Source organism: Streptococcus infantis, from assembly GCF_047460405.1.
Lineage (GTDB): Bacteria > Bacillota > Bacilli > Lactobacillales > Streptococcaceae > Streptococcus > Streptococcus infantis_Q.
This window is the reverse complement of the sequence record NZ_JASHGH010000007.1, coordinates 75,612-98,084: the sequence shown is the minus strand read 5'-3', so window position 1 is coordinate 98,084 and position 22,473 is coordinate 75,612. Positions and strand designations below refer to the sequence as shown.

The following is a 22,473-nucleotide window of genomic DNA, read 5'->3' as shown; positions in this document are numbered from 1 at the left end:
TCAACCAGTGCGAGCCAATCAGCAAGCACGTCGGCAAGCCAAAGTGCTTCAACAAGCGCAAGTCAATCAGCAAGCACGTCAGCTAGCCAGTCAGCTTCAACAAGCGCAAGTCAATCAGCCAGCACAAGTGCATCTGAATCAGCGTCAACCAGTGCGAGCCAATCAGCCAGCACGTCTGCAAGCCAAAGTGCTTCAACAAGCGCAAGTCAATCAGCAAGTACCTCAGCTAGCCAGTCAGCTTCAACAAGCGCAAGTCAATCAGCAAGCACATCGGCCTCTGAATCAGCATCAACCAGTGCGAGCCAATCAGCAAGCACGTCGGCAAGCCAAAGTGCTTCAACAAGCGCAAGTCAATCAGCAAGCACCTCAGCCTCTGAATCGGCGTCAACCAGTGCGAGCCAATCAGCAAGCACATCGGCCTCTGAATCAGCGTCAACAAGTGCGAGCCAATCAGCAAGCACATCAGCTAGCCAGTCAGCGTCAACAAGCGCAAGTCAATCAGCCAGCACATCAGCTAGTCAGTCAGCATCAACAAGTGCATCGACATCAGCATCTGAATCAGCAAGCACAAGCGCGTCAACATCAGCATCTGAGTCAGCATCAACAAGTGCATCGACCTCAGCGTCTGAATCAGCATCAACAAGTGCATCGACCTCAGCATCTGAATCAGCAAGCACAAGCGCGTCAACATCAGCATCTGAGTCAGCGTCAACAAGTGCATCGACCTCAGCGTCTGAATCAGCATCAACAAGTGCATCGACATCAGCATCTGAATCAGCAAGCACAAGCGCGTCAACATCAGCATCTGAGTCAGCGTCAACAAGTGCATCGACATCAGCATCTGAATCAGCATCAACAAGTGCATCGACATCAGCATCTGAATCAGCAAGCACAAGCGCGTCGACATCAGCATCTGAATCAGCAAGCACAAGCGCATCAACATCAGCATCTGAGTCAGCATCAACAAGTGCATCGACATCAGCATCTGAATCAGCAAGCACAAGCGCGTCAACATCAGCATCTGAGTCAGCATCAACAAGTGCATCGACATCAGCATCTGAGTCAGCATCAACAAGTGCAAGCACATCAGCATCTGAGTCAGCATCAACAAGTGCATCGACCTCAGCATCTGAATCAGCGTCAACAAGTGCAAGCACATCAGCATCTGAGTCAGCATCAACAAGTGCATCGACATCAGCAAGCACAAGCGCATCAACAAGTGCATCGACATCAGCATCTGAATCAGCATCAACAAGTGCATCGACATCAGCATCTGAGTCAGCGTCAACAAGTGCATCGACATCAGCATCTGAGTCAGCAAGCACAAGCGCATCAACCTCAGCATCTGAATCAGCATCAACAAGTGCATCGACATCAGCATCTGAATCAGCAAGCACAAGCGCATCAACATCAGCGTCTGAATCAGCGTCAACAAGTGCAAGCTCATCAGCATCTGAGTCAGCGTCAACAAGCGCGTCAACATCAGCATCTGAGTCAGCATCAACAAGTGCGTCTACCTCAGCATCTGAATCAGCAAGCACAAGCGCATCAACATCAGCGTCTGAATCAGCGTCAACAAGTGCAAGCTCATCAGCATCTGAGTCAGCGTCAACAAGCGCGTCAACATCAGCATCTGAATCAGCATCAACAAGTGCGTCTACCTCAGCATCTGAATCAGCAAGCACAAGCGCGTCTACATCAGCATCTGAATCAGCATCAACAAGTGCAAGCACATCAGCATCTGAATCAGCAAGCACAAGCGCATCAACATCAGCGTCTGAATCAGCAAGCACAAGCGCATCAACATCAGCGTCTGAATCAGCGTCAACAAGTGCAAGCACATCAGCATCTGAATCAGCGTCAACAAGTGCAAGCACATCAGCCTCTGAGTCAGCATCAACAAGTGCATCGACCTCAGCGTCTGAATCAGCAAGCACAAGCGCGTCGACATCAGCATCTGAATCAGCAAGCACAAGCGCATCAACATCAGCGTCTGAATCAGCGTCAACAAGTGCAAGCTCATCAGCATCTGAGTCAGCGTCAACAAGCGCATCAACATCAGCGTCTGAATCAGCGTCAACAAGTGCAAGCTCATCAGCATCTGAGTCAGCGTCAACAAGCGCGTCAACATCAGCATCTGAGTCAGCATCAACAAGTGCGTCTACCTCAGCATCTGAATCAGCAAGCACAAGCGCGTCTACATCAGCATCTGAGTCAGCGTCAACAAGTGCATCGACATCAGCATCTGAGTCAGCATCAACAAGTGCAAGTACTTCAGCATCTGAATCAGCGTCAACAAGTGCATCGACCTCAGCGTCTGAATCAGCGTCAACAAGTGCATCGACATCAGCATCTGAATCAGCAAGCACAAGTGCAAGCACATCAGCATCTGAATCAGCATCAACAAGTGCATCGACATCAGCATCTGAGTCAGCGTCAACAAGTGCATCGGCATCAGCGTCTGAATCAGCAAGCACAAGCGCGTCAACAAGTGCATCGACATCAGCATCTGAATCAGCGTCAACCAGTGCATCGACATCAGCATCTGAATCAGCAAGCACAAGTGCAAGCACATCAGCATCTGAATCAGCATCAACATCAGCATCTGAGTCAGCATCAACAAGTGCATCGACATCAGCATCTGAATCAGCATCAACAAGTGCATCGACATCAGCGTCTGAATCAGCGTCAACAAGTGCATCGACATCAGCATCTGAATCAGCAAGCACAAGTGCGTCAACATCAGCGTCTGAATCAGCGTCAACAAGTGCATCGACATCAGCATCTGAGTCAGCAAGCACAAGTGCATCGACCTCAGCATCAACAAGTGCATCGACTTCAGCGTCAGAGTCAGCATCAACAAGTGCATCGACCTCAGCGTCAGAGTCAGCGTCAACAAGTGCAAGCACATCAGCATCTGAATCAGCAAGCACAAGTGCATCGACCTCAGCATCTGAGTCAGCGTCAACAAGTGCATCGGCATCAGCGTCTGAATCAGCAAGCACAAGCGCGTCAACAAGTGCATCGACCTCAGCATCTGAATCAGCGTCAACCAGTGCATCGACATCAGCATCTGAATCAGCAAGCACAAGTGCAAGCACATCAGCATCTGAATCAGCATCTGAGTCAGCGTCAACAAGTGCGTCGACCTCAGCATCTGAGTCAGCGTCAACAAGTGCATCGACCTCAGCATCTGAGTCAGCATCAACAAGTGCATCGACCTCAGCATCTGAATCAGCAAGCACAAGTGCATCGACATCAGCGTCTGAATCAGCAAGCACAAGCGCGTCAACATCAGCATCTGAATCAGCGTCAACAAGTGCATCGACATCAGCGTCTGAATCAGCGTCAACAAGTGCATCGACATCAGCATCTGAATCAGCATCAACAAGTGCAAGCACATCAGCATCTGAATCAGCGTCAACAAGTGCATCGACATCAGCGTCTGAGTCAGCATCAACAAGTGCATCGACATCAGCGTCTGAGTCAGCGTCAACAAGTGCATCGACATCAGCGTCAACAAGTGCATCGACATCAGCGTCTGAATCAGCGTCAACAAGTGCATCGACCTCAGCATCTGAATCAGCAAGCACAAGTGCAAGCACATCAGCATCTGAGTCAGCATCAACAAGTGCATCGACATCAGCATCTGAATCAGCATCAACAAGTGCATCGACATCAGCGTCTGAATCAGCGTCAACAAGTGCATCGACATCAGCATCTGAATCAGCAAGCACAAGTGCGTCAACATCAGCGTCTGAATCAGCGTCAACAAGTGCATCGACATCAGCGTCTGAATCAGCATCAACAAGTGCATCGACATCAGCGTCTGAATCGGCATCAACAAGTGCATCGACATCAGCGTCTGAATCAGCATCAACAAGTGCATCGACATCAGCATCTGAATCAGCGTCAACAAGTGCATCGACATCAGCATCTGAGTCAGCGTCAACAAGTGCAAGCACATCAGCATCTGAGTCAGCGTCAACAAGCGCGTCAACATCAGCGTCTGAGTCAGCAAGCACAAGCGCGTCAACATCAGCATCTGAATCATCGTCAACAAGTGCATTGACCTCAGCATCTGAGTCAGCAAGCACAAGCGCGTCAACCTCAGCATCTGAATCAGCATCAACAAGTGCAAGCACATCAGCCTCTGAATCAGCGTCAACAAGTGCAAGCACATCAGCATCTGAATCAGCGTCAACAAGTGCATCGACCTCAGCGTCAGAGTCAGCATCAACAAGTGCATCGACCTCAGCGTCTGAATCAGCGTCAACAAGCGCGTCAACATCAGCATCTGAGTCAGCAAGCACAAGCGCATCAACATCAGCATCTGAGTCAGCATCAACAAGTGCGTCAACATCAGCATCTGAGTCAGCGTCAACAAGTGCATCGACCTCAGCGTCAGAGTCAGCGTCAACAAGTGCAAGCACATCAGCATCTGAATCAGCAAGCACAAGTGCGTCAACATCAGCGTCTGAATCAGCGTCAACAAGTGCATCGACATCAGCGTCAGAGTCAGCAAGCACAAGCGCATCAACATCAGCATCTGAGTCAGCATCAACAAGTGCATCGACCTCAGCATCTGAGTCAGCAAGCACAAGTGCATCAACATCAGCATCTGAGTCAGCAAGCACAAGCGCGTCAACATCAGCATCTGAGTCAGCAAGCACAAGTGCATCGACCTCAGCGTCAGAGTCAGCAAGCACAAGCGCATCGACCTCAGCATCTGAATCAGCAAGCACAAGCGCATCAACATCAGCATCTGAATCAGCATCAACAAGTGCATCGACCTCAGCATCTGAATCAGCGTCAACAAGTGCATCGACCTCAGCATCTGAGTCAGCAAGCACAAGCGCGTCAACATCAGCGTCTGAATCAGCGTCAACAAGTGCATCGACATCAGCATCTGAATCAGCAAGCACAAGCGCGTCAACATCAGCATCTGAGTCAGCAAGCACAAGCGCGTCCATGATTCATTCGACTTCAACTAGTCAATCTGCTCAAACTAATACAACTAAGACTCGTAAGCAACTTCCAAATACTGGAACAACGGCTTCAGCTACAAATGCTCTCCTTGGAGTTGTAGCAGGTCTAACAGGATTAGGTTTAGTAGCTAAACGTCGTAAACGTGATGATGAAGAATAAATCTTCTAACGATTCTATTAGTTGATTAATTCGATCAAAAAACCTGAAAGATATAACTTTCAGGTTTTTTAGTTTTAAAATAGGCTCTTGCCAGTTTGTCAAGCGACGTCTAGCGCCCAAGAGCCCTACGACTTTACAAGACACCTCTACTTTAACATAAAGAAAAAGTAGTGAGTACTCTCTCCCGTCGGAGATTTTCTCACTACTAATCTTAGTATGTTTGTTAACTGTAGTGGGTTGAATAAAAAGCTAACATCTGGAGAGGACAATCGTTGTCCTCTCCATTTTTATATTCAGAGCGATGAAAATTCGTTTCTTAAAGTTGTCAAAGTTTCTAAAACCAAAGGCATTTCGTTTGATAAGTTTGATGAGATTATTGGTCGCTTCCAATTTTGCGTTGGAATAGGGTAATTGAAGGGCGTTGACTATTTTCTCTTTGTCCTTGAGAAATGTCTTAAAGACAGTCTGAAAGACAGTCTGAAAAATAGGATGATCCTGCTTTAGATTGTCCTCAATAAGTCCGAAAAAATTGTCTGGTTCCTTATTCTGAAAGTGAAAAAGTAAGAGCTGATAGACATTGTAGTGGTGTTTCAAGTCTTCTGAATAGCTCAAAAGCTTGTCTAGAATCTTGATGTTTGGGTCTTTAATATCAAGGAGTTTTGTGATAAAATGTAATTGTTCCATATGGATCTTTCTAATGAGTTGTTTTGTTGCTTTTCATTATAGATCTTATGGGACTTTTTTTCTACACAAAAATAGGCTCCATAAGATCCATAGGGGATTTACCCACTACAGAAATTATAGAGCCACTAATTGAACTTTTGTCTATTCGTAAAGCAATTGAAATTCAATATTCTTTGCCAGAGTTAGAAAAAATAAGGTTCTTAGGGTTATCTCACTTTATGAAAGTGCATAAAAATGGTATAATATATAGTAGAGTTTTTCATTTTAAAATCTTTGTATTGTTTAGAACATTTATTGCTTTTTATGATATAAGAAAAATCTCAGGAGAATTAGATTATTAAATATTAGTTGAAATAAAACCATAGAAATAATGATTTTGGTTTAAAGATGATATAAAGTGATAATCGAGATATAAAGGATTTATGATAGAAATCTGTTTCAATTACTTAGAGATTATCGTCATAAGGAAGTTCTATAACTACTTCTTTAAGTTGATATGTGTTGTTTCCACGATATGAAAAACGATGGCAGTTAGTTTCAGTTTATATTGCGGTTGAAAATTAAATGTATGTAATAACTATCTATGTATAAAGTAACTTCTATAATATCCAATATAAATTGGGTGGCAGAAGTTGTCTTTTTCATTGTCTTTATCATAAAAAAAGTATGAGAGATATGAAAAAAAAATTAGGAGTGGGCTGGCATGGAGAAGGAATTAATTAGTGTCATTATTCCAGTTTATAATGCTGAAAAATACTTACAGAAATGTTTAGATAGTATTTTGGAACAAACATATCAAAATTTGGAAATTATCATTATAAATGATGGTTCTACAGACAACTCGGGACAAATCTGTCAGGAATATGAAAAACAGGATGATCGTATCATCTATATAGAAAAAGAAAACAGTGGTGTATCTGATACGCGAAATGCTGGTCTGGATCGAATGACAGGAACGTATGTTACCTTTGTTGATTCCGATGATTGGGTAGAACCAAACTATATTAAGTTTTTATATGAGAAAGTGATAGAATATCAAGCAGATATTGTAGTTGGAAATTATACTAGTTTTAATGAGTCTAATTCAGTTTTTTATTTCCACATCTCTACTGACTATTATGAAAAAGTATATGATAATAAGTCTATAATACCTTGTTTATACGACTCTAAAGAATTGTTAAAGTCTGCTTTGATTGTACCCTGGGGGAAAATTTATAAAAAAGAAATAATAGCGAATTTGCGTTTTCCAATTAATAGAATTGGAGAAGATGCATTATTTAATTTGAAGGCCTTATTAGATTCTGAAAAAGTTGTTTATGTTAATAAATCAGCCTATATATATAGAGTGCGTGAGGGAAGTTTGTCTAATACTTGGACAGATGAACGGATTAGAGATGCCATTTATATAATTGAAGAGAGATTATCTTTATTGGCAACGTTAGGATATCCACTTTCTGAGCATAGGCGAGCATACAAAATGAGTTTGGATTATATCAGTTCTGAAGCTTACAATAGAGGTTTAGCTAATTCTCACGAATTAAACTACATAAAAGAGAAAAAGATGTTATTGGATAGACTTCTTCCTCAGAGTAAAGAAGACAAAAAAGCCGTCGTACTGGCAGCTGATTTTTCGAATCTCGATCAGGTTGTGACAACCATAAAATCTATTTGCTACCATAATCGTTCAGTTCGTTTTTATATTATCAATAGGGATTTTCCAAAAGAGTGGTTTATACAATTGAATGGTAGATTAAGGGACTTTGATTCGGAAATTATCAATTGTCGAGTAACATCTGATCAAATATCACGTTTTAAAACAGATATTAGTTATGTAGCCTCTCTGTGTTATTTTGTAGCTGACTTTGTAAAAGAAGATAAGGCACTTTATTTGGACTGTGACTTGGTTGTTACGAAAAATCTAGATGATTTATTTGCGACTGACTTACAAGGTTATCCATTAGCTGCGATTCGTGATTATGTCGGAAAAGTGTACCATGATCAAGAAATGTTTAATACAGGTGTATTGCTAATCAACAATCGTGTTTGGAAGCAAGAAAGTATGACCCAACGATTAATTGATTTAACTGATAAACTGCATGACAAGGTGGACATGGTTGACCAACATATTTTGAATAAGCTCTTTGAAAATAAGTGGCTAGAGTTGGATCTTGATAATCATTATATTGTGAGTCATAAGCAGTTTACAGATTATAAACTACCAAAATCTCAAGACTATCCTGGAATTATTCATTATCCTTCGAATAGAAAACCGTGGGATAATTTGGGTATTCAAGCTTATCGCAATGTTTGGTGGTATTATCATAATCTTGAATGGACAGAATTAGGCCAAAACTACCATTTACATACGCTTAAAAAGACTCATATCTATCCTCAAAAACTACCTGTTACTTGTTTAATTTATACTTTTTCGGATCGTATTGAGCAATTAGAGTCTCTAGTTCAAGCTTTACCGGAAATTCAATTTATAATTGTTGCTAGAGTCAAAGTTAGTGATCAATTGACAAAAAGGATTGTCAATCCCAATGTGACTATTTTGTCTGAATTTAATGATTTATCAGAGCTTGAGCAAGAATTGATTGAGATAAGTCAAGTTCTTTTAGATATTAATCATGGTGAAAAAAATGAAGAAATAATGGAGCAGTTTGCAAAATTAGGGAAGCCTATTCTTGCCTTTGAAAATACAAAATATTCTGAAGTTGGACAGATAATCTATAAAGTAGAACAAGTTCAAGAAATGATTAATAAAATAAGAGAAGTGGAAGATAAACATGGATTTTAAAGATTCTGTAAAGTTATTAGGAGATTTTCATCATATAGAGATTTCTCCTACTAGTAGCATTGAACTAGGAACAGATGTTACATTTCGCTCATTTGTAAGTCTAGAAGTGTCTAATAATGCTAAGCTGACACTAGGAAATAGAGTTTTCTTTAACGATCATTGTACGATTCGTTGTGGCAAAGAGATTGAAATTGGTAAGGATACTATGTTTGGTGATGGTGTGAGAATTTTTGACCACAACCATAAATACTCTAATTACCATATTGAAAAAATTCAGTTTAAAGCTGATAAGATAACTATAGGGAAAAATTGTTGGATTGGAACTAACGTTGTTATTTTAAAAGGTGTTACCATTGGAGATAATGTTATCATTGGGGCAAATGCTTTAATTTATAAAGATATCCCAGCTAATTCTGTTGTCACTGCTCAAGAGGATTTAAAAATCACTCCTAGACAACAGCATCAGTTTCACGCATTTACTTTAACAGCATCAGATACTTTAGAACATTTAGACTATCTTGTACAAGAACTTCCTGAAGTTGCATTTCATATAGCTGCTAAAACAAATGTCTCAGACTATCTAGAAAGCTTTAATCATTACGAGAACGTGAATATTTATACTAATGTGCATCATGATGATATTCTCGAAGATTTATTAAATAGAGCAGATATTTACTTAGATATCAATCATTGGGGAGAGGTTGATAATATTGTAGGTCGTGCTTTAGAGATAGGAAAACCGGTATTTTCTTTTGAAACAGTTGTCCATAGAAGAGATAAAAACGTCCGAGTTTTTAGTTTAGAGGATAAAGAGAGTATGATTAATAGCATTCGTCATCAACTAGCGAATGATGAAAATGGAGATTAGATAATGGGGTTTGATATTTTGGAAGAAAGAAGGGCAGTTGTTCTTGCGGGAGATAAGAATTACCTTATCCCGATACTTACAACAATAAAATCTATTCTATATTACAATCAAAATGTTAAGATTTACATTCTACATCAGAATATCCCTAGCGATTGGTTCCATGAAGTCAAGATTCAAGTGGAAAGGTTAGGCAGTCTTGTAGAGGATATTTTTATCGGTGATGTGATTGATCCAGAGTGGAAAACCCAAGGGCACATCTCCCCCATAGCTTATGCTCGATACTTAATTCCACGACTGATTACAGAAGATAGAGTAGTCTATTTAGATAGTGATATTATTGTGCATGGAGATTTGAGTCCACTCTTTGACTTGGATTTGGGTGACTACTCTTTAGCGGCAGTAAGGGATGTTGATGGCAATGGATTTAATTCAGGGATGCTAGTAATTGATTGTCAAAAGTGGAGAGAAAAAGATATTACTTCCTTGTTGTTTGATAAGACAGTGGAGTATATGTCCTACCTTGAGCAGACGACTACAGAAGGTTTCAATGGGGATCAAACCATTTTCAATTTAGTCTTCCAGAATCATTGGCTAGAGTTGGATAAGCATTTTAATCTTCAAGTTGGTCATGATGTCGTCGCATTCTATAGCCATTGGGATTCACATTTTGAATTGGATAAAGAACCCTTGATCATCCATTATACGACCTATCGGAAACCATGGTCCACTCTGATGGGCTATCGTTATCGAGACTTATGGTGGGCATTTCGGGATGTTAGTTATGAACAGATTGCTGACCATTATGCAGGTTGTTTTACCATTAAGAGAGTTTATGACCTTCATAATGTCAATCTATTTACATTCACAGATTCGCAGGATTTTATTTATATTGATGAATTAGCCCAAGCTCTACCTGATGTTGGATTCCATATTGGAGCTTATACAGATATGGGGCCAATTCTGATGGCTTTGGATAAATATCCTAACGTTTACCTGTATCCAAGCATGGTTGGGGCAGTGATTGATGAAATGATCGAGAAGTCAGACGCCTATCTGGATATCCATAAAGGTAGTCCGATGGACTTTATCGTTAATCGCTATACCAGTGCAGATAGGCCAGTATTGACATTTGATGCAACCAATAAAAATCAATTGGAGAAGACAGTGGTTTCTTCCCAATCTCCACAGTCAATGATAGAAGCAATTAAAGAATTAAAGAAAGAAAAAATGGATATGAAAGCAATTGTACTAGGAGCCAACTACCAATATGCAGATAAGGTTCTAACTACAATCAAATCAATCTGCTGTCATAATCGCGGACTTCGTTTTTATCTGATTAACAGCGATTTTCCGACAGAATGGTTTTATAATCTCAATCGTAAGTTGAAGAAGCTAGACTGTGAAATCATCAATGCCCGTGTCAATAGTTCTCATATTAGCCAATATAAGACCAATATTCACTATGCAGTATTTTTACGTTACTTTATTTCGGATTTTGTTGAGGAAGATAAGGTCTTATATCTGGACTGTGATTTGGTTGTCACAAGAGACTTAAGTCCCCTATTTGATGTCGAATTAGGAGACTATCCCTTAGCGGCAGTTAAAGATTTGGGTGGACAAATTTATTTTGGTGAACATATTTTTAATTCAGGTGTGATGCTCATCAATAATCGCCTTTGGAAGCAAGAAGAAGTTCGCAAACAACTGATTGAAATGACTAATGAGTTGCATGATAAGGTTGCTCAAGATGATCAAAGTATTTTGAATCTCTTATTTAAAGACCGTTGGTTGGCTTTGGACTTTAAATATAACTGCATTACCTTGCACACACATTTCTCAGATTATCGACCAGAACCTGGGACTTATCCACCGATTATTCATTATTTGACAGAGAGAAAACCATGGGGATTGTATGAACGCTCCATCTATCGAGATGTTTGGTGGTATTATAACGCTCAAGAGTGGTCAGACATGAGTCAGATGACGCCTTGTCTGACAAAAGATCAGGTGAGTCAATACACAGGGGTTCAACATTCAGCCCTAGTCTATACCTTCTCAAGTGACTTGAGAAATATGGGTTACTTGATTGAAAATTTACCAGATGTCAAGTTTTATGTAGCAGCTCCCGTTATGGTGGCGGATAGTATTACAGCTTTACTGGCCCACCCAAATGTCTCTGTCTTATCAGATATTGCAGGACAACCACCTTTGATTGATAGCTTGGTTGAAGGCTGTGACTTCTTACTGGATATCAATGCTGAATCCGAAGTTGATGGGATCATTGGCCGTTTCCGACAAGCAGGAAAACCAGTATTTGCATTTGAAAGTGTAGCCCATGGAGAACAAGGTCAGTTTCTTTATGACCAAGCACATCCTGAGGAGATGGTTCGAGCTATTGAAGCCTACTGTCAAAATGGAGAGTTGCCTGTAAAAAAGCTGCAATCCTACCCAAAGGTACTGGATATCCAGCAGAGTCTTGATTATATACTGGAGCACCATTCTTCTGTCATTCGTTATGGAGATGGGGAAATGGATATTATGATGGGACATGGGATTCCTTATCAAGACTATGATGAGACATTGGCAGAACAGCTTAGAAGTATGATCCAACTGGAAAGCTCTCCAGAATTGCTTGTTTGTCTTTCAGATGTTTTTGAAGGATTGGAACGCTACAATCCCGAAGCTGTCAACTTTTGGCAAAAGCATTTAGAGCATTATAAAGAAGCCTATCATAGATTTTGTACAGCAAGTTTCTATGGTTCTACTTTTATATCTCGCCCTTATATGGACCTCAAAGATAAGTCAGCTTCAGTAGCTCACTTTGAAAAATTAAAGAAACTTTGGGATAAACGAAACATCTTGATCGTCGAAGGTGAAAACTCACGTTCAGGAGTTGGTAATGACCTTTTTGACAATGCTCAGTCTGTTGAGCGTATCATCTGCCCTTCTAGAAATGCCTACAGTAAGGTTAAGGATATTCAAGAAGTGATTGAAAATCACGCAGATGGTAAACTAGTATTCTTGATGCTTGGACCTACAGCAAAGGTTTTAGCGTATCACTTAAGCAAAAAAGGCATACAAGCGATTGATTTAGGTCATATTGATTCCGAATATGAGTGGTTTAAGATGGGAGCAACTTCAAAAGTGAAATTCTCACACAAGCATACCGCAGAGCATAATTTTGATCAAGAAATTCAGCTAGTTGCCGATGCGGCTTATGATGCATCTATCATCGTGAAGCTATAGTCAAGGAGTAGTGAATGAATAAAAAAGTATTTGTGTTAGCAGGAGATTACGGTTATATTCGTCAAATCGAAACTACCTTAAAATCTATTTGCTATCACAATAGTGATGTCAAGATTTATATTTTTAATCAGGATATTCCCCAAGAGTGGTTTGTCTCCGTCAGGGAAAAAATGGCATACCGAAATAGTGAGATAGTTGATATCAAGCTGTTTGGAGGTAATATGCGAAATTGGAGTCTACCACCTGTTGGACAGCACATAAACTTTATGACCTTTGCTCGTTATTTTATACCGAGTTTTGTGTCAGAAGATATTGTTTTATATTTAGATTGTGACTTAGTAGTTACACGTGATTTGACAGATCTATTTTCTATTGATTTAACCAATAAACCTCTAGCTGCTGCAAAAATCATATATGGTTTAGAAGACAGATTTAATGCAGGAGTGTTACTGATCAATAATGCGTATTGGAAGGATAAGGGAATCCAGCAGGAACTCATTAACATTACTGAAAGAGAACATGAACACTTACTTGAAGCTGATCAAACAGTTCTCAATCTAGTGATGGGAGAAAATTATGTATTATTAGATGATACCTATAATTTTCAGATTGGATATGATCAGTTGGCTGATAGTCGGGGGCAATATTTTATTTTTGAATTGCCTTTGACTCCATTACCAGCGATTGTTCATTATTTGTCTGCCGATAAACCTTGGAATACTTATTCGGTAGGTCGCCTACGTGAAGTTTGGTGGAAATATAATCAACTAGAGTGGTCTCAAATAAATAGTCAAGAAGAACTTGTCGTGAAAAAAGCTAAATATCAAGCATTGATCATTACAGGCAGTCAGCAATTAGAACAAATTGATTATCTGATTAAACATTTACCTGAGTATGATATTCATATTTTAACTTTTACGGATATGGGAGAAATTCTCAGAAGTCTAGCCAGTTATGAGAATATTAAGTTGCATCCAACTGTTATGAGGTGGATGTGCAGGAAAATGATTGAAGAATGTGATGTTTATCTGGATATCAATCATGAGTTTAAATTTCCTGATGTTTTAGAATGGGTGCAAGAAGCTAAGAAAACAATTTTAGCGTTTGATAATGTGGCCAATCCTTATCATGTAGATCAAGTATTTCCTCATGATAATCCTCAGGCTATGGTCGATTTTTTGAAGGAACTTTAAGTCTGTGAGTGGTTTGTTTTAAAAAATACTAAATTAGAGATTCAAAATGAAAATTAATATTACAAATATTTACGGTATGTCTGGTCAGAGTACAGCCTTGATCGCCCAGAATGAAACCGTTAAAATTGCAAAAAAGTTAGACTTTCACGAGCTTAGCTTTTACTTTTACAATATCTATAGTGATAGTCAAGGCGAGTTGAATAGCCGTTTAGATGGCGTTTTAGCTAAGCTGGGTTATGGGGATATCGTTGTTTATCAATCTCCTACATGGAATGGTAGGGAGTATGACCAGGCCTTTATCAGGAAATGTAAGATTTTAAACACGAAAATCATTACCTTTATCCATGACGTGCCACCCCTTATGTTTCCATCCAATTATTACTTAATGCCTGAGTACATTGAGATGTACAACCAATCAGATCTAGTAGTTGTTCCTTCGGAAAACATGAAAGAACGGCTGATTCAGGAAGGATTGACAGTTCAAAAGATTATTATCCAAGGCATGTGGGATCATGTTCATGACTATCCTTTGAGACAGCCTGCTTTTCAGAAAAAACTATCTTTTGCGGGTAGTGTAGAACGTTTTGAACACTTATCCAACTGGGCTTACTCAACCCCACTCGATATTTTTTCCGAGTCTAATCAGGAGAAGCATAATCCAAGTGTTTCCTTTAAAGGGTGGAAAACAGATCCAGAGTTGCTTTTTGCTTTGTCAGAGGGGGGCTTTGGCTTAGTGTGGGGAACAAGTGAAAATCCAGCTGAAGAGGCAGATTACTATCGCTTGAATATCTCTCATAAAGTTAGCACTTATCTTGCAGCAGGAATTCCAGTAGTAGTACCATCCTATCTCTCAAATGCCAGTTTCATAAAGGAAAAAGGCTTAGGTTATGTAGTAGATAGTTTGGAAGAAGCCAGTCGCCTTGTAGAGGGAACGACAGTAGAAGCTTATCAACAAATGGTTGAAAATGTATATAAAGTGAGTTATGCCTTGAAACAAGGCTACTTTACAAAAAAACTATTGATTGATGCAGTGATGCAGGTTTTGGATGTTTAGAATAGAATAGTTATGGATTGCCCTCATCCATTAGGATGAGGGAATGCCATTATTGGCAAAAGATTAATTTATAAATTTATACTCTTCGAAAATCAAATTCAAACCACGTCAGCGTCGCCTTACCGTATATATGTTACTGACGTCGTCAGTTCTATCTGCAACCTCAAAGCAGTGCTTTGAGCAACCTGCGGCTAGCTTCCTAGTTTGCTTTTTGATTTTCATTGAGTATTAGCTATGTTCATCAGAATATCTCATCACTCGAATAAGGTAGGAGAAAAATTTGAAGAAAAAATTAACATCAGTTGTCGTGAAACGGGTTATGTGGACGATTTCTTTCTTATTCATTTACGTTCTAGGAAGTAGATTGACCCTTCCCTTTGTAAACGTTAATGACACGAGTTTTTTGGGTGGAACTGCAGCTTTCTTAGCCTTTTCTACGTCTATAACAGGTGGAAATCTTCGGAGTCTTTCCCTATTTTCAGTTGGACTGTCTCCATGGATGTCGGCGATGATTTTATGGCAAATGTTTAGCATGTCTAAAAAACTTGGTCTGGGTAGTTTACCACTTGAAGTTCAAGATCGACGAAAAATGATATTAACGTTTGTCATTGCTTTAATCCAAGCATTAGCCATTACTCTAAATCTCCCTATTCAGTCAGGGGTGAATTATGGGCTAGTCTTGACCATGAATGTTCTACTCTTGATTGCGGGCACCTTTTTCTTAGTCTGGTTATCGGATTTGAATTCTTTGTTTGGTGTCGGAGGGTCTCTAGTTATCTTGATGTCAAGTATGGTGTCAAGTATGCCACAAAACATCTTAAAAAGCATCAAGGAGTTACAAGTTGGCCCCTTATTGATTGTGGCTCTTTTGCTGCTCTCAATGGTATTTTTAGCGATTGCAGTTAGAGTTCAGAGAGCTCGTTATCGAATTCTGGTAAATAAGATTATGATCCACAATCGCTTTAAACGTTATTCTTATTTGGATATTTTGCTGAATCCAGCTGGAGGAATGCCCTTTATGTATGCCATGTCCTTGGTATCCATCCCACAATATAGCTTGTTGCTTCTTCAAATGGTTTTGCCGAAAGAATCGTGGATTGGAGAGTGGATTAGCCGCTTTGCAATTGGTCAGCCAATTTGGGTCTTCACTTATATTGTTGTTTTATTTATATTAGGAATTGCGTTTGCATTTGTAAATATGAATAGTGAAGAAATTGCTGAGAGAATGAAAAAATCTGGAGAATATATTTATAATATCTATCCTGGAGAAGATACTAGTCGTTATCTCGGAAAATTGATATTTCGTTTTGCAATCATTGGGTCTATCTATATCGTATTTATGGCAGGATTTCCAATGTTGATTGTCTTATATGATCCGCGCTATATGCAACTGAGTATGCTTTCAGGCTTATTTTTGATTTTTAATGGAATGTTGTTTAATATCAAGGAAGAAATTGATGCCTTGACATTAAACGAAAATTATCGACCACTCTTAGAAATCGATTCATAATTGTGAGGAGAAGCTATGTATTATTTCATTCCTTTTTTGGAGCGCAACAATCCATCATGGCAAGCTAATATTGTGCCTTGGTATAGGACTCCTTATCGCCTAGAATTTGATGATATCTTACACCAAATTCGGATTTTCAAACGCCAAGAATTAGAATCTAAGATGCTATGGTTGACTTATCATCCTCATCTACGCTACTTGTTACACAGACAAGATTTGTTGGAGTCGGATGTTTTCTCCGTTTTTGATGCTATTCAAAACATTGAAAATGAGGAGATGCATCCTTTACAATTAAAAGACTTGACATGGGATGAAGACTGTGACTTTATCTATACTCCTTTTGTAGTTGTAGTTAAGCAACAAGGGGAACTCTATGCTCATATTGAATATGGTTCAGAAGGTTTTATCAGCTATATCACTTACTTTAAGGATAACCAAGTTGATTTCATTTGCTATTTTGATGATCGTGGCTTCTTATCTAGCCTTTTAGACTATGAGGAACAAAAACCAGTTACTCGTTATTATTACAACGCAAAAGGACAGTGGCAACTGAGGGAAAATTTGCAGGGAAAAGAGCCAATTGTAAAGATAAATCCAGCAGTAAGCTACCGTTTTGAAAAATTAGCTTATGAGAGTATAGATGAAGTTGTTTGGGAATTCTTAACAAAGTTTTTAAATCAAGACTATCAAGTTGGAGATTCATTTGTATTGGCTGCTCATACTAAGTTTCAAAATCAATTATTAGAAAGATTGCCAGAAGAAGCTCCAAAAATTATAAGTTTCTTTATTGAAAGAAATCAAGCAGATGATTTACAAGCTCATCGTCAGCTAGTAGAACAGTCTAGATTGTTGATTAGTGATCGGAAAGATTTTCTTGAGCGATTACAAGAGGCTTATCCCCAATTTGCTTCTAAAATGCACCATTTACCATCTTTTGATACGCGCTTGAAGTTAGGTCTTAGTCAACGATTAAAGGAATCAAAAATTTATGTCCAATTAGATATACAGGTGCAACAAGATCCAGAAGTCTTGTATGAAATTTTGCATTTTGTTTCGGAAAATCCCTTGACCGAGGTTGTTTTTTCAGTATTTAATGCAGAAGGTTATCAAATAGAAGCTTTGCAGAAACAACTCGATTCGCTGATTATAGAACGTCTTAACCCAAGGGATCTGTTAAAGGATACTGTGGTATCTGATGCGGAAAATACATTAGAGGAAAATACCAGAGATGATTATCGCTTTAAGATTATCAATCTAAATGATGAGATGGGCTTAATTCGTGAGTTAGAATATACTCGTTTAATTGTTGATTTGAATCCAGTCGCTAATATTTACACACAGATTGCAGGGATTAGTGCAGGAATTCCTCAAATCAACTTACAAGAGTCAGAATATGTGACTCACTTACAAAATGGTTATATTCTATCAGATTTATCAGAGTTTAGTAAGGCAGGACACTACTTTCTAGATACCCTGAAACATTGGAATCAAGCCTTAATTTACTCAATTGATAAGATTCGACAAAATACAGGTGATCAATTTGTAGATAAGTGGGAAAAATGGTTAGAGGAGGCAAAAAGTGAGCAATAAATTACAGATTTTGCAGATCGGTAGCAGAAACTGGAGCCATGACTATGAGCTTCCTGAAAATATGGAGTGGCACTTCTTTTGGCCGAGATCAATGACTGCCATAAAGAAGGTCATGAAAATGGAAGGCTTAAGAACTTTTTCAGCTGTTTTGGTTGAAAATCCTGAGCACTTATCGGATTTGATTCCGTTGATGAGAAAGATTACTCCTTATACGATTTTCTACCCTGATACAGCTGAGCCTCAATCAAAAGATCTTCAAGACTTCTTGAAAAAAACTTGTGCTCAAGCAACAGATTTTTCAAACCCAGTAGAACTTTTGAGACTCCTATCTAAAGCCCTGTTTAGAGGGCAGTATGGGGATAAGTTAGTTCCAATTGATATGATTGTCAATCCTGCTTTTAAGGGAAAGGTTCGATATAACGGTTATGAAAATCTAGAACTCCTAGGAAAGTATGGTCAAGACTTTCGCCCTTTAATTAGTTGGAAGTATAATATCCGAGCTAGCGAATTTAACCCAGTTGAACTCTGGCTCGAATATGAGAAAGATTGGACTTGTGATATTCGCCTGATCGTTCGAAATATTCAAGATGGATCTACTGCTAATTTTGTCAAAGAGCGAGTTTTCACTGTTGAAGATATGCAGTCTGCCTTGGTACTGGATGATGATTTTTCTTCATTTATCAGTGTTTCTTTAGAAGCTAGAGGAGCAGGACATCTGAAAATAGGAGCCCTTCACCAGCGTTTAACGCGCTACCAGTTTGGTAAATATGTTCTTGGTGGAGGTATCATCCATAATGACAAGCGTGAGGAGATCAATTACTTTTTCTATCCAGGAGACTTTAAGCCTCCTTTGAATATCTACTTTTCTGGTTATCGACGAGCAGAAGGATTTGAGGGGTTTGGAATGATGAGATCCTTTGGAGCACCTTTCCTTCTCTTTCAAGATCCTCGAATCGATGGAGGGGCTTTCTATCTGGGTGATGACTGTCTTGAAAATGGTGTTCGAAATGTCATTCAAGAACATTTGGATTTGTTAGGATTCTCAAATAAGGAACTAATCCTTTCGGGCATGTCTATGGGGACCTATGGTGCTATGTATTACAGCTCTTTCTTTGAACCTAAAGCTGTGATTGTTTCAAAACCCTTGACCAATCTGGGCTTGATAGCAGAGAGAGGCCGACTTGAGGCACCTGGGATTTTCCCAACTGCTTTTGATATCTTACGTCATCATTCTAAGGGAGAGGCTAGCTTAGATGCTATGAGAGCCTTAGATGACCGTTTTTGGACTCCTTTTAAAGAAGCAGATTTTAGTCAAACAATCTTTGGGCTCTCTTATATGAAAGAGGAAGACTACGATCCGCATGCCTATGATGATTTAGTAGCAGCCCTTTATCATACGGGGGCTCGTATTATGGTCAAGGGGACCTCAGGCCGCCACAATGACGATAGTACTACTAGTGCTGCTTGGTTCAAGAATTTTTATAAGATGATTTTAGAGCAGGATTTTGGGAGAAAGTTTTAATGATGATCAAACGGAATAAAGAAATATATTGGGGAGAATTTAAGGGAGCTAGTTTAGGTGATACGAGGCAAAATACATTTTTGTTTGGTTCTATTGTCCTCTATTATTCAAGAGACCATGTTTATCTGGAAAATGATATGGTGAATTCTGGTACTATGATTCATGAGTGGACCTCAAGTTTTAACTTTCAAGGAAATCGCTTAACCCCAACCTTACCTCTTTTAAAAAGGGGATATCGTTACCGTTTGTCTAGTCGTATGACTGTGCAACCTCAAAATGGTTTATACTTTAGGCTCATCTTTATGGATCGTTATGATAAGCAGGTTGGTCAAGTGATTGAAAAAGACTTGGATTTCACCTTTACCTATCCAGAAGAAGCCTATCATTACAGAGTACAGCTGTTGAGTGCAGGATTTCAAGCAGTTGACTTTCATTCATTTTCAATAGAAGAGGACGATTCTGAGCAAGATGTGGAACAAGAATAGACAATTGAGCAAGGTGAAAAAAATCTTGCATCAAATCAATCTAAAAAAAGAAGAGATGGCCTCGCTAACAGATGATGAATTAGCAGGTAAAACTCAAGAATTTAAAGATAGAATTGCTGCTGGAGAAAGCTTAGACGATCTTTTAGTGGAAGCTTTTGCAGTTGTACGTGAAGCCGATAAGCGGATCCTAGGAATGTTTCCCTATGATGTACAGGTCATGGGTGGGATTGTCATCCACCAAGGGAATGTTGCGGAGATGAATACAGGTGAAGGTAAAACCTTGACCGCTACGATGCCAGTCTATCTCAATGCCTTATCGGGAAAAGGTGTTATGCTGGTGACGACTAACGACTATCTTGCCAAGCGTGATGCAGAGGAGATGGGACAAGTCTATGAGTTCTTAGGTTTGACCATTCGCATTCCCTTTTCTGAAGACGAGGATGAAGAGTTAACGCCTGAAGATAAGCGGGAAATTTATAGTGCGGATATTGTTTATACGACAAACAGTGGTCTTGGTTTTGACTACTTGATTGATAATCTAGCCTCTAGTGAAGATAAAAAGTACATGCCAGAATTTAACTTTGTTATCGTAGATGAGGTAGATTCAGTCTTGCTGGATAGTGCTCAAACTCCCTTGGTCATTTCAGGTTCTCCTAGGGTTCAATCCAATTTTTATGGAATTATTGACACCTTGATGACAACTCTAGTTGAGGGTCAAGACTATATCTTTAAAGAAGAGAAAAAAGAAGTCTGGCTCACTACTAAGGGCGCTCAAACTGCGGAGAGCTTTTTAGGTATTGATAACCTCTATTCTGAAGAACATGGCGTACTAGCAAGACACCTGACCTTTGCTTTACGAGCTCATACCTTATTTAAAAGGGATAAAGACTATATCATCCGTAAGGGTGAGAAAGAGGAAGAACTCGTATTGGTAGATCAAAGTACAGGTCGTTTATTAGAAATGACCAAATTACAGGGTGGTTTACACCAAGCCATTGAGGCAAAAGAGCATGTTCCCTTGTCTGAAGAAACACGGGCGATGGCTTCCATTACCTACCAAAGCTTATTTAAGAAGTTTAAAAAAATCTCTGGGATGACTGGGACAGGAAAGGTTGCAGAGAAAGAGTTTTTAGAAACTTATGGCATGTCAGTCATTCGAATCCCTACAAATCGTCCGAATCAGCGAATTGATTATCCAGACAATCTCTATGTTACCCTACCTGAGAAAGTGTATGCATCGCTTGCTGAGATTAAATATTATCATGAAAAGGGTAATCCTTTATTGATTTTTGTTGGATCGGTAGAAATGTCGGAACTCTACTCCTCTCTATTATTACGTGAAGGAATTGCTCATAACGTTTTAAATGCCCATAATGCAGCGCGTGAAGCTCAGATGATTGCAGAGTCAGGTCGTATGGGAGCCGTGACAGTTGCGACTTCTATGGCTGGCCGTGGGACTGATATTAAGCTTGGTCCAGGAGTTGCTGAACTGGGTGGTCTAGTTGTCATTGGTACAGAACGGATGGATAGTAAACGTATTGACTTACAGATTAGAGGACGTTCTGGTCGACAGGGAGATCCTGGCTTGTCGAAATTTTTTGTCTCACTGGAAGATGATGTGATCAAGAAGTATGGACCTTCTTGGGTCCATAAGATGTATAAGGACTATACAGTAAATAAACAGATAAGCCCAGAACTTTTAGAAGGAAGACGCTATCGGAAATTAGTAGAAAAAGCGCAGAAGGCAAGCGATAGCGCTGCTAGATCATCAAGAAGGCAAACCTTAGAGTATGCTGAGAGTATGAATATCCAAAGAGAGATGGTCTATAGTCAAAGAAATCGTTTGATTGATGGTACCGAGGATCTAGATGGTTTTGTTGTGGATGTACTAGATGAATTCATAAAAAAAAGCTTGTCAGAAGAAGCATTTGAAAGTAGAGAGGAACTCTATCATTTTATCGTTAAAAATATCAGTTTTCTTTATCATGCAGTTCCTCGCGAGTTGGATATGACAGATAAGGAAGCCATTAGACGAGTTTTAGAGACAACCATCCAAAAAAGTCTACAAGAGAAACGAACGATTCTGGAAACTCATGACTTCTTTTCAGATTTTCAGCGTTTAGCCTTGTTAAAGGCCATAGATGATAACTGGGTAGAACAGGTGGACTACCTTCAACAATTGAGTCTAGCGATTGGTGGGCAATCAGCTGCTCAAAAGAATCCTATTGTCGAGTATTACCAAGAAGCCTATCATGGATTTGAAGAGATGAAAAGGCAGGTCAAGAAGGATATGGTTCGAAATCTTCTATTGAGTCGAGTAGACATTTCACCTGATGGGGAAATTATGGCTTATTTTCCATAAAAAGGGGACAA

At 39.5% G+C, this 22,473-nt stretch carries 11 protein-coding genes and 1 pseudogene; 11 read left to right on the top strand and 1 reads right to left on the bottom strand.

Features of this window, described 5'->3' with window-relative positions; genetic code table 11:
* Positions 1-5,148, top strand: a 5,148-nt coding sequence (locus QM928_RS04795) for an LPXTG cell wall anchor domain-containing protein (RefSeq protein ID WP_414321990.1), incomplete at its 5' end; no start/stop codon positions are given.
* A gap of 249 nt (positions 5,149-5,397) precedes the next feature.
* On the opposite strand, the pseudogene QM928_RS04790 reads toward QM928_RS04795, so the two are convergent.
* Positions 5,398-5,784: pseudogene (locus QM928_RS04790) on the bottom strand (transposase); the annotation flags it as partial.
* 751 nt (positions 5,785-6,535) lie between these two features.
* On the opposite strand from QM928_RS04790, the gene QM928_RS04785 reads away from it, so the two are divergent.
* The 10 genes from QM928_RS04785 (at position 6,536) to secA2 (ending at position 22,462) form a co-directional block, all read left to right on the top strand.
* Positions 6,536-8,632 (top strand): glycosyltransferase, encoded by a 2,097-nt coding sequence (locus QM928_RS04785; protein ID WP_414294633.1) that lies wholly within the window; start codon positions 6,536-6,538, stop codon positions 8,630-8,632.
* Positions 8,622-9,500, top strand: a complete 879-nt coding sequence (locus QM928_RS04780; RefSeq protein ID WP_248035005.1) for an acyltransferase — start codon at positions 8,622-8,624, stop codon at positions 9,498-9,500. The genes QM928_RS04785 and QM928_RS04780 overlap by 11 nt, the downstream gene beginning before the upstream one ends.
* Before the next feature lie 3 nt (positions 9,501-9,503).
* A complete protein-coding gene (locus QM928_RS04775) occupies positions 9,504-12,746 on the top strand; it encodes an SP_1767 family glycosyltransferase (RefSeq protein WP_414294632.1) in 3,243 nt (1,080 codons plus the stop codon).
* A 14-nt stretch (positions 12,747-12,760) separates the two neighbouring features.
* A complete protein-coding gene (locus tag QM928_RS04770; protein WP_248035009.1) occupies positions 12,761-13,939 on the top strand; it encodes a glycosyltransferase family 8 protein in 1,179 nt (392 codons plus the stop codon).
* 46 nt (positions 13,940-13,985) lie between these two features.
* The gene (locus QM928_RS04765; protein ID WP_371608316.1) at positions 13,986-14,993 is read left to right on the top strand and encodes a sugar transferase; all 1,008 of its coding nucleotides are present in this window, start codon (positions 13,986-13,988) and stop codon (positions 14,991-14,993) included.
* Between the two features lie 280 nt (positions 14,994-15,273).
* The gene (secY2, locus tag QM928_RS04760) at positions 15,274-16,503 is read left to right on the top strand and encodes an accessory Sec system protein translocase subunit SecY2 (RefSeq protein ID WP_414294631.1); all 1,230 of its coding nucleotides are present in this window, start codon (positions 15,274-15,276) and stop codon (positions 16,501-16,503) included.
* 15 nt (positions 16,504-16,518) lie between these two features.
* A complete protein-coding gene (gene asp1, locus QM928_RS04755) occupies positions 16,519-18,093 on the top strand; it encodes an accessory Sec system protein Asp1 (RefSeq protein ID WP_414294630.1) in 1,575 nt (524 codons plus the stop codon).
* Positions 18,083-19,615: an accessory Sec system protein Asp2 gene (gene asp2 / locus QM928_RS04750; RefSeq protein WP_281335722.1), complete on the top strand. Its 1,533-nt coding sequence runs from the start codon at positions 18,083-18,085 to the stop codon at positions 19,613-19,615. The genes asp1 and asp2 overlap by 11 nt, the downstream gene beginning before the upstream one ends.
* Positions 19,615-20,100 (top strand): accessory Sec system protein Asp3, encoded by a 486-nt coding sequence (asp3, locus tag QM928_RS04745; RefSeq protein WP_248035018.1) that lies wholly within the window; start codon positions 19,615-19,617, stop codon positions 20,098-20,100. The genes asp2 and asp3 overlap by 1 nt, the downstream gene beginning before the upstream one ends.
* Positions 20,084-22,462: an accessory Sec system translocase SecA2 gene (secA2, locus tag QM928_RS04740; protein WP_414294629.1), complete on the top strand. Its 2,379-nt coding sequence runs from the start codon at positions 20,084-20,086 to the stop codon at positions 22,460-22,462. The genes asp3 and secA2 overlap by 17 nt, the downstream gene beginning before the upstream one ends.
* Positions 22,463-22,473: the final 11 nt, after the last annotated feature.

Excerpts from the sequence above, each read along its gene's own strand:
- asp1 (WP_414294630.1), top strand. The coding sequence starts at position 16,519 with ATGTATTATTTCATTCCTTTTTTGGAGCGCAACAATCCATCATGGCAA.
- QM928_RS04765 (WP_371608316.1), top strand. The coding sequence starts at position 13,986 with ATGAAAATTAATATTACAAATATTTACGGTATGTCTGGTCAGAGTACA.
- asp3 (WP_248035018.1), top strand. The coding sequence starts at position 19,615 with ATGATGATCAAACGGAATAAAGAAATATATTGGGGAGAATTTAAGGGA.
- secA2 (WP_414294629.1), top strand. The coding sequence starts at position 20,084 with ATGTGGAACAAGAATAGACAATTGAGCAAGGTGAAAAAAATCTTGCAT.
- QM928_RS04770 (WP_248035009.1), top strand. The coding sequence starts at position 12,761 with ATGAATAAAAAAGTATTTGTGTTAGCAGGAGATTACGGTTATATTCGT.
- QM928_RS04785 (WP_414294633.1), top strand. The coding sequence starts at position 6,536 with ATGGAGAAGGAATTAATTAGTGTCATTATTCCAGTTTATAATGCTGAA.
- QM928_RS04775 (WP_414294632.1), top strand. The coding sequence starts at position 9,504 with ATGGGGTTTGATATTTTGGAAGAAAGAAGGGCAGTTGTTCTTGCGGGA.
- QM928_RS04780 (WP_248035005.1), top strand. The coding sequence starts at position 8,622 with ATGGATTTTAAAGATTCTGTAAAGTTATTAGGAGATTTTCATCATATA.